Source organism: Streptomyces sp. NPDC055632 (assembly GCF_053618675.1).
The window spans coordinates 61,466-69,823 of record NZ_JBSHHY010000035.1 but is presented as its reverse complement, the minus strand read 5'-3'; the positions used below and the strand labels follow the sequence as shown (position 1 = coordinate 69,823).

6 protein-coding genes are annotated in these 8,358 nt (G+C 71.4%); 5 read left to right on the top strand and 1 reads right to left on the bottom strand.

Annotation, left to right across the window (positions count from 1 at the left end; translation table 11 throughout):
- Positions 1–46 precede the first annotated feature (46 nt).
- Positions 47–2,008 carry a protein kinase domain-containing protein gene (locus ACWGSR_RS31385; protein WP_453571559.1) on the bottom strand — a complete coding sequence of 654 codons (1,962 nt, stop codon included), beginning with the start codon at positions 2,006–2,008 and terminating at the stop codon, positions 47–49.
- Positions 2,009–2,343: 335 nt separating this feature from the next.
- Here ACWGSR_RS31385 and ACWGSR_RS31380 point away from each other — a divergent pair, with 335 nt between their 5' ends.
- The 5 genes from ACWGSR_RS31380 to ACWGSR_RS31360 all read left to right on the top strand — a co-directional run bounded on the left by ACWGSR_RS31380 (position 2,344) and on the right by ACWGSR_RS31360 (position 8,337).
- Positions 2,344–2,775: a hypothetical protein gene (locus ACWGSR_RS31380; RefSeq protein WP_376234549.1), complete on the top strand. Its 432-nt coding sequence runs from the start codon at positions 2,344–2,346 to the stop codon at positions 2,773–2,775.
- Positions 2,776–2,795: 20 nt separating this feature from the next.
- Complete coding sequence (locus ACWGSR_RS31375; protein ID WP_453571555.1) at positions 2,796–5,072, top strand: hypothetical protein; 2,277 nt, start codon at positions 2,796–2,798, stop codon at positions 5,070–5,072.
- Positions 5,073–5,074: 2 nt separating this feature from the next.
- Positions 5,075–5,641, top strand: a complete 567-nt coding sequence (locus tag ACWGSR_RS31370; RefSeq protein WP_376234555.1) for a hypothetical protein — start codon at positions 5,075–5,077, stop codon at positions 5,639–5,641.
- 5 nt (positions 5,642–5,646) lie between these two features.
- The gene (locus tag ACWGSR_RS31365) at positions 5,647–5,769 is read left to right on the top strand and encodes a hypothetical protein (RefSeq protein WP_376234558.1); all 123 of its coding nucleotides are present in this window, start codon (positions 5,647–5,649) and stop codon (positions 5,767–5,769) included.
- A gap of 477 nt (positions 5,770–6,246) precedes the next feature.
- On the top strand, positions 6,247–8,337 hold the full coding sequence (locus ACWGSR_RS31360) for a phosphocholine-specific phospholipase C (RefSeq protein ID WP_453571550.1): 2,091 nt from the start codon (positions 6,247–6,249) through the stop codon (positions 8,335–8,337).
- Positions 8,338–8,358: the final 21 nt, after the last annotated feature.

Sequence of the window (8,358 nt, the reverse complement as noted above, 5' to 3'; positions counted from 1 at the left end):
GCCCCGCACCGGAACTCCGGTGCGGGGCCGCCGCCTTGTGTCCCGGCTACCGCTTGAGGAGCGGGGCGGCGATGACGGCGTTGCCGCTGTCGGTGCAGGTCGACTCGACCTTGAGGCGCAGCCGCAGGGCCCCGTCGATCTTCAGGCTCTTCGTGATCGGCTTGCCCAGCTCCACCGTCTCGTTGAAGAGGGCGGGCTGGTTGTCGACGGAGATGACGACCCGGGCGGACTCGATCTTCGAGCCGTCGTCGATCCCGGCGGTGAACTCGAAGTTCTTCCACTCGCGGTTGAGGTCGTACTCCACGTAGGCACCGTTGTAGCAGTCGCCGATCAGGGTGGCCCCGTACTCCTTGGTGTTGATCTTGGCGGCGCCGACGGTGAAGTCGTCGGGGTCGCTGACGGAGGCGAGCGTGGTCAGATCGGCCACGGGGAGGTCCCGCACCGAGCCGGGGTCGTCCGTCGGGCTCGCCGACTCCGAGGGGGAGGCGGAGTCCTCGGTCGGCGCCTCGCTCGTGGGCTCCTCCGACGGGCTCTCGGTACCGGGGTCCGGGGTGGGTTCCGTCGAGGCGGCCGGGGAGGTGGAGACCGGGCCGGCGGCGGTGTTCTTGCCGTCGTCCTCCTTGTCGCCGAGGAGCTGGACGCCGGCCACCGCGAGGGCGGCGATCACGACGACACCGGCCACGGCGCCGATCAGCGGGCCCTTGCGACGGCGGCGCCGCGGCTCGGGGGCCGGGGTGGCGGCGGTGGCCGGGCCCGACGACGAGGACGGCGTCGGCGGGCCGAAGCCGGGACCGCCGAAGCCGGGGCCGTCGGCGCTGTGCGGGGCGGCGGTGGGCTGGTATGCAGCGTGCTGCGGGGCGACGGGGGTCGCCGGGGCGGCGACGGGCGGGGCGACCACCGGCTGCGGGGTCACCACCGGGGGCGGCGACACGACGGGCCCCGGGGGCGCCGTGGGCGGCCGGTCCTCCGGCGCGGTCGTGGCGGCCGGCGGCGGGGTCGTGGGCTGCGGCGGCGCGGTGGGCGGTGCGGCCGGGACCGGCGGGGCGGACGGCGCCGGTGGGGTGGCCACGACCGGCGGGACCGCGTCCGCGACCGTCGCCGGGCGCGAGGTCGTCGTGGTGGACACCACCCCGTGCCGTACGTCCTTCACCCAGGACGACAGGGAGATCGGGCGCCGCCCGGCGTCGGCCGAGGCGATGCTCAGCACCCGGTCCCGCTGTTCCTCCGGCAGCCCGGCGATCTGCGGCAGCGCGCGGAGCGCGGCGACCAGCTGCTCGGGAGCGGTCGGCGGGGACTGCCCGCTGAGCAGGAAGTACGCGATGGCGCCGAAGGCGTAGCGGTCGGTGGCCGGGGTGCGCTTGCCGTCGAAGATCTCGGGGGCCGCGTAGCCGGGGGTGAACCACACCTCGGCGGTCTGGTGGTCGGCGGTCAGCTTGCTGAGGCCGAAGTCGACGAGGGTCGCCTGTCCGTGCTCGTCCACCATGACGTTGCCCGGCGAGAGGTCGCCGTGGACGACCGTGCGCCCGGACGGGGTGGCCTTCCCGGAGTGCAGCCAGTCGAGGACGTCCGCGAGCTGCTCCAGGGTCCGCATCACCTCGCGCCGCTCGGCGGGGGAGGCGAGGGTGCGTTCGGCCCGCCAGTCGCGCAGGTCGAGGCCGTCGACGTGGTTCATGACGAGCACCAGGGCCCGGCCGGTGATCGTCCCGGACTCGCCCGGCCGGTGGATCGGCGGGCCCTGGAAGTGCTCCCGCACGCCGACGACGCCCGGGCGGTGCACGAAGCGGAGCAGTTCGGCCTGCTCGTTCCACTTCTGGCTGATCCGCTCGAAGATCTCGGGCGTGATCGTCGTCTTCGAGTCGAGGACCTTGACGACGACCGGCTCGGTGCCGCCCGCCAGCTCGATCTCCGCGAGATAGAGCACGGCCTCGCCGCCGCGTCCGATGGACCGGAGGAGCCGGTACCGGTCGGGAGCGGAGTCGGGGCCGATGTGGTGTGCCGTCTTGCTCAAGTTTCCCCCAAGGCACAGTGAATGACTGGGAGTCAGCTTGCCGTCCGGCCGCCTCCGTGGTCAACCGGAGAAGGCACGCTTGAGAGGGGTGAATCCCACGCCCGCACGGGCACCCCCGATCGTTCGCAGACGCACGGCCGAACCGCTTTGCGGACTGCTCCCGTCCGCCCGTCCGTGCGCCCGCCCGGACGGTCTCGGGGCCCGTGTGGAAGGGATGCGAGCGGCGCAGTCGTGGCCGGAACCGAGCGGTGGGCGGCAGGGGGTCGGCCATCGCTTCCGCGAACCTCCCGACGTACGTCGAATAAAATGTCGGCCCGGTCGAAAGAGGGGGTTCGATGTCCTGGGACGAGTGGGAAAAGCTCAAGAGCGACGCCGTGGAGCGGCAGTCGTCGCAGATGCGGCTGAACGGACTTGACGGAAACGGCGGCACGAGCGCGGGTCCCGGCGACCTCGTCGTGAACCGGGACGACCTCGGCGCGATCGGCCACGAGGCGTACCTCCTGTACGGCCGGCTCTCCCGGGACGGCGACCACGCCCGGCCGTCGACCTTCGACGCGTCGCTCGCCCTCACGAACGGCAACTTCACCAGCGGATCGGAGCTGCTGAAGGTGCACGACCGCTGGAACAGCCAGCTGCGGACGCTCCTGGACGCCTGCGCCCGGATCTCCAACCACCTCGACCACACCAAGTCCACCCACGCCAAGAACGACGCGGACATCGGGGGACAGTTGCTCTCCACGTCCAAGATCGACGAGTACTTCAAGTAGAGGATCCGGGGGGAACCGCCGTGCTGACATTCGAGGATGTCGTCAACGCGCCCGTCGCCAAGCTGAAGCAGGCCGCGGACGACTGGTCGGAGATGGCCGCGAAGCTGAAGAAGCTCGCCACCGACGCCCGCGACGGCATGAAGGCCAAGACCGACGAGGCGCAGTGGCAGGGCGTCAACTCCGACGTCACCCGGCCCTTCATCGCCAAGACGGCCAAGGAGTTCGAGGACGCCGAGGCGCAGGCCAGGGGCATCCAGCTGCTGCTCGCCGACGCGCACACCTCGTTCGCGGCGGCCCGGAACTCGCTCGTCAGGATCAGGGACGAGGAGGGACCGGCGGCCGGCGTGCACGTCGACGCGAACGGCAGGGTCAGGCCCGAGCACGACCTGGCGAAGGACATGGCGGCGCGCCACGACCCGGACTACCCGGGCTACGCCGCCGACGTGCGGAAGCAGCAGGAGGCCGTGGCCTCCTGGCAGGTGAGGATCGACCGGATCGTCGAGGACTGCGCCGACGCCGACGACTCGCTGAGGCGCGCGCTCGCGGCGAACGTGAAGGACGCCCACGACTTCACCGCGCCCACCTACAAGAGCCTCGACGAGGAGCAGGTCGCCCGGGCCGCGGAGCTGCTGAAGAAGGTCACCGGCGACGGCGGCACGGCGCGGAACGTCGCCGAGCTGAAGGAGCTCGAGGAACTCCTGGACGACAACAGGAACGACCCCGAGTTCGCGACCGGCTTCTACCGCTGGACGGGCCCCGCGGCCACGCTCGACGCCTTCGCGGAGATGTCGCTGAACTCCACCTCCCTCGGCCCGGCCGGCCGGGACCGCGTCGACATGGTGCGCAACATCCAGTCCGACATGGGCGCCATGCTCGGCCTCGCCACCCAGCGGTCGACCCCGAACCACCTCGACGCCGTGTGGACCGACGGACTCCTGAGGGCCGGCCGCAAGCCGCTCGACGTCCAGGGCGTCGGCTTCTCGCAGATCTACGGCTACCAGGCCCTGAGCGGCCTGCTCCGGGAGGGCACGTACGACAAGGACTTCCTGGTCTCCGTCGGCCGGGACATGGTCGCCATGGACCGCGAGGACCCGGGCCGCTGGTCCCAGGCCCTGCCCACGAACACGGACCAGCGCATCAACCTCGACGAGACCGGCGGCAAGGGCTTCAATCCCCTCACCGGCCTCATGGAGGCGATGGCCAACAACCCGGCGGCCTCGACGGCCTTCTTCGACGAGAACCTCCGCACGGACACGAACAAGGACGGCGTCGTCACCCTCGCCGACGAGGAGCTCACGGGCAAGGACGCGAAGAGCGTTGTCGACCACATGCTCGACAAGAAGCCCACGGACGACTACTACGACACGGTCTCCGGCGGCGAGCCGACCCCCGGCCAGTCGGCCATGGGCAACGCCCTGGAGGCGGCGGTCACCGGCCGCGTCCCGGGCGACGACGACGCGAAGCCCGTGGAGCACACCAAGAGCATGGCGAGCGTCATGGAGAAGGTCGTCGAGAAGATCGGCACGTCACCGGAGCTCGCCGTCGACGACGGCCCGCTCGTCGGCATCGCCCCGAACCTCGGCAACATGGCCGCCGAGTACATGCCGGACCTCCAGGCCACCGCCGAGAACGGCGCGGACCGGATCAAGCCCTTCGGCGAGAAGGCGGAGTTCGACAAGCAGACCATGGCGCAGTTCCTCGGCGCGGTCGGCCAGGACCCCGGCGCCTACGGTGCGATCACCATGGCCCAGCAGGCGTTCACCACGGCCCTCGTGTCCGACGTCTTCCAGAACCCGGAGAAGTACGCCGACACGGGCGAGGCCGTGCGGAACGCCGTCCACTCCGGCGGCGAGATCGCGGGCATGATGAGCGAGGCGAGGGCCCAGGCCGTCGTGGACGCCTCAGCCCGTGAGGACGCGGAATACAACGAGGCCATCGCGGAGAACGCCAAGTGGGCGAACCGAGTGATCGACCTCGTGGGAGCCAGGTACCTCGAGATGCTGCCCGTGGGCGGCGACGTGATCGACTGGCTCAAAGAGGACATCACCGAGGCGGCCGTGAAGGAGGCGGAGGAGGACAAGTCAACTGAGGCCGGCCATGAAGCCGCGTCGGGCTATTCGGTCGCCGAGGGTGTCGCCAAGAGGTCCGCCGAGACCGCCGTGGAACGGGCGGGGAGGGCAGCCGGGCTCACACTGGCCCAGATCCAGGACTACCAGGGTTCCGCCTCGACCGAGATGGCATCGGCACATTCCATCGGTCGCGATTTCGTCGTCGTCCGCACCTCCGGGGAGAAATGAGCATGCGCCGCTTCACCCGCACTGCCGCAGCCATATCGACAGCCGTGGTCATGGCAGGTTTTTTGGCGAGCTGTGCGGCCGGCGAAGAGAAGACCGTCCCCGAACTGCCCGAGCGCATCTGTTGGAACGGAGCGTTCGCCGGCAGTGACGTGTCCCCCCTCCTGCCCCCCGGTGACGAGGCGAAGTTCTCACGCCTGGCCGGCCGACACTTCGTTCTGACCAAGGAACTCGACTCCGCCATCTGCACGCTCTACATCGACGGGAACACGAAGTTCCAGGCGAGGGCCACGCGCCGGAACTTCGCTGAATCCATCGAGTGGTCGTCGTGGGACCGGACTGATCCCAAGCCGCTCGACCTGGGGGAGAAGGGGATCATCTGGAGTGCGGGTGCGGCTTCCTATTTCACCTGCGAACCCGCCAAGGATTCCAACTCGCCGGGGAGGTACATCGAGCTGATGATCACTGCGCACTACGCCCCTGACAAATCCAAGCTGCAGGCCGCTCTGCCGGCGCTGATGAAGGAGTTCATGGCCTACGCCCAGCGCGAGCTGAAGTGCCCCGAAAGGTGACGCCGGTGTCCCGTACCCGGAGCGCGGTGCTCGTCGTGGCCCCGGCCGGCTGCTCGCAGAGCGAGCCGAAGGCGGTGCCGGAGCTGCCCGAGCGCATCTGCCGGGGGGCTTCTCCGGGCCCGAGGTGAACCGGATCCTGGCCCCGGCCGAGGGGACCCTTCCGTGGTCGGCCGGGCGGGTCCCGTGGTCGGTGACGGAGTCCGTGATCGGTCGGCGGGACTCGCGGTCGCGGTCGGCGGCGCGGTGCCGCAGTCCGTGGCCGCCGGTGACTGCAGGCCGTGGCGACCGGCCGTGATCGTCGGCCGCGGCGATCGGCGTGATCGTCGGCCGTGACGACCGGCCGCCTCTCGCCGGGGCCCAAACGGGACCGGCCCATGAGCGTCCCGGTACCCGAGGTGTCCCCGTGCCCCGTGCACCAGGCCCGTACGCCCACCGGCCGGTACGGCGCGGGGTCGTTCCGGACTTGGACTCCCGTGACCGGGTGTTGGACGTTCACCACCCGGTCCGCCCCGGGCCTTCCGCCCGTCACCCCGTCTCACTACCGTCCCGGACGAACCACCCAATGGCTCGAAGGAGAACCATTGGCCGTCGACTGGAGGTCGGTCTTGTCGTCCGAGATGTCCCGCAGAAGGCTCCTCGCACTGGGCGGAGGCGCCCTCGGCGCCGCCGCGGCCGGATCGCTGCTGCCGCCGTCCCTGCAGGCCGCGATGGCCGCGGAGCCCCACTCCGGGGGCCTTTCGGCGGTCCGGCACGTGGTGATCCTGATGCAGGAGAACCGTTCCTTCGACCACTACTTCGGCACCCTCCGAGGCGTCCGCGGATTCGGCGACCGCAATGCCATTGAGCTGCCCTCCGGCCGTCCGGTCTTCGAGCAGCCCGCCGGCGCCGACCGGACCGTCCTCCCCTTCCCGATCCGGGACGCCGCCGCGACGCAGAAGAAGGACCTCCAGTACATCGGCGACCTCGACCACTCCTGGGGCGGCGGCGCCAAGGCCTGGCACGGCGGCTGGATGGACGGCTGGGTCTCGGCCAAGACCGCCGCCACCATGGCGTACTACGACCGGCGCGACATCCCCCTGCACTACGAGCTGGCCGACACCTTCACCGTCTGCGACGCCTACCACTCGTCGATCCACACCTCGACGAGCCCCAACCGCAACCACCTCTGGTCCGGCTGGACCGGCCACGAGGCCGACGGCAGCCGGGCCGTCACCAACGCCGCGTACGCCGAGGCCACCCACCCCGGCTACGGCTGGTCCACCTACGCCGAGCGGCTCGAAGCCGCCGGGCGGAGCTGGAAGACGTACACCGAGTGGGAGAACTTCACCGACAACAACATCGAGTTCTTCACCACCTTCAAGGGGATCGCCCGCAAGGCGCTCGCCCGCACCGGCGGCCACACCTTCATGGAGTCCTTCTACGCCGCCGTGCGCGGCACCGAGGACCCCGCCGAGCGGGCCCGGCTCCTCGGCCTCCTGGAAGAGGGCGTCGCGGGGCTCACCGAGGCCGAGCGCTCCCTCTTCGAGCGAGGGCTCCGCCGCGTCGAGAGCGGCACCCTCGCCGACGCCTTCCGCGCCGACGTCGCCGCCGGGACCCTGCCCGAGGTCTCGTACCTCGTGCCCTCCGCGATCGACTCCGAGCACCCCGGCTCCTCCTCCCCGATCGCCTCCGCCACCCTCGTCTACAAGGTGCTCGACGCCCTCGGCTCCCACCCCGACGTCTGGCGCCACACCGTCGTCCTGATCAACTACGACGAGAACGACGGCTTCTTCGACCACGTCCCGCCGCCCGTCCCGCCCGCCGACGACACGGACGAGCGCTGGCAGGGGCAGCCCACCGGCCTCGGCATCCGCGTCCCGCTGCTCGTCGTCTCCCCCTGGTCGGTCGGCGGCTACGTCTGCTCCGAGACCTTCGACCACACCTCCGTGGTCCGCTTCCTGGAGAAGCTCACCGGCGTCCGCGAGCCCAACATCACCTCCTGGCGCCGGACCGTCACCGGCGACCTCACCTCCGCCTTCGACTTCCACCGGGGCCGCAGGCAGCCGGAGGTCGAGCAGCCGGGACCGGTCCCGCCGTTCACCGGCCGCTGGCGGCCCCGGCCCCCGGCCGTGCAGCGGATGCCCGTCCAGGAGCCCGGCGTCCGCCCCGCCCGCCCCCTGCCGTACCAGCCGGACGCCGCCGCCACCGTCCGCGCCGGTGCCGTCACGGTCGCGCTGAGCAACCGGGGGAGGGCGAGCGCGCACTTCGCCCTCTACCCGTACGCGGGCGAGTTCGCCGTCCCGCAGCACCGGGACGTCAGGGGCACGGGGGAGTGGACCGTCCCCGTCCCGGGCGACCGCTACCGCTTCACGATCACCGGCCCCAACGGCTTCCGGCGCGAGTTCGAGGGCCCCGCGGCGGGCGGTGCCGAGCTGGCCACCCGGATCGACCACCACGACCGCGACCTGCACCTCACCGTACGGAACACCGGCCGCGCCCCCGTCTCCTTCACCGTCCGGCCGCTGGGCTACGTGGACGAGGACGACCTCGGGGACTGGACCCGGACCGTCACCGTGAAGCCGGGACGGACCCGGACCGTCGTCCACTCGGCCGCCGACGCGCACGGCTGGTACGACGTCGAGGTGACCGCCTCCGGAGGCTTCCGCCGCCGGCTCATGGGCCACATCGAGAACGGGCGCGCCAGCGTCTCCGGCTGAGCGCGCGGCGATCGGTCCGGG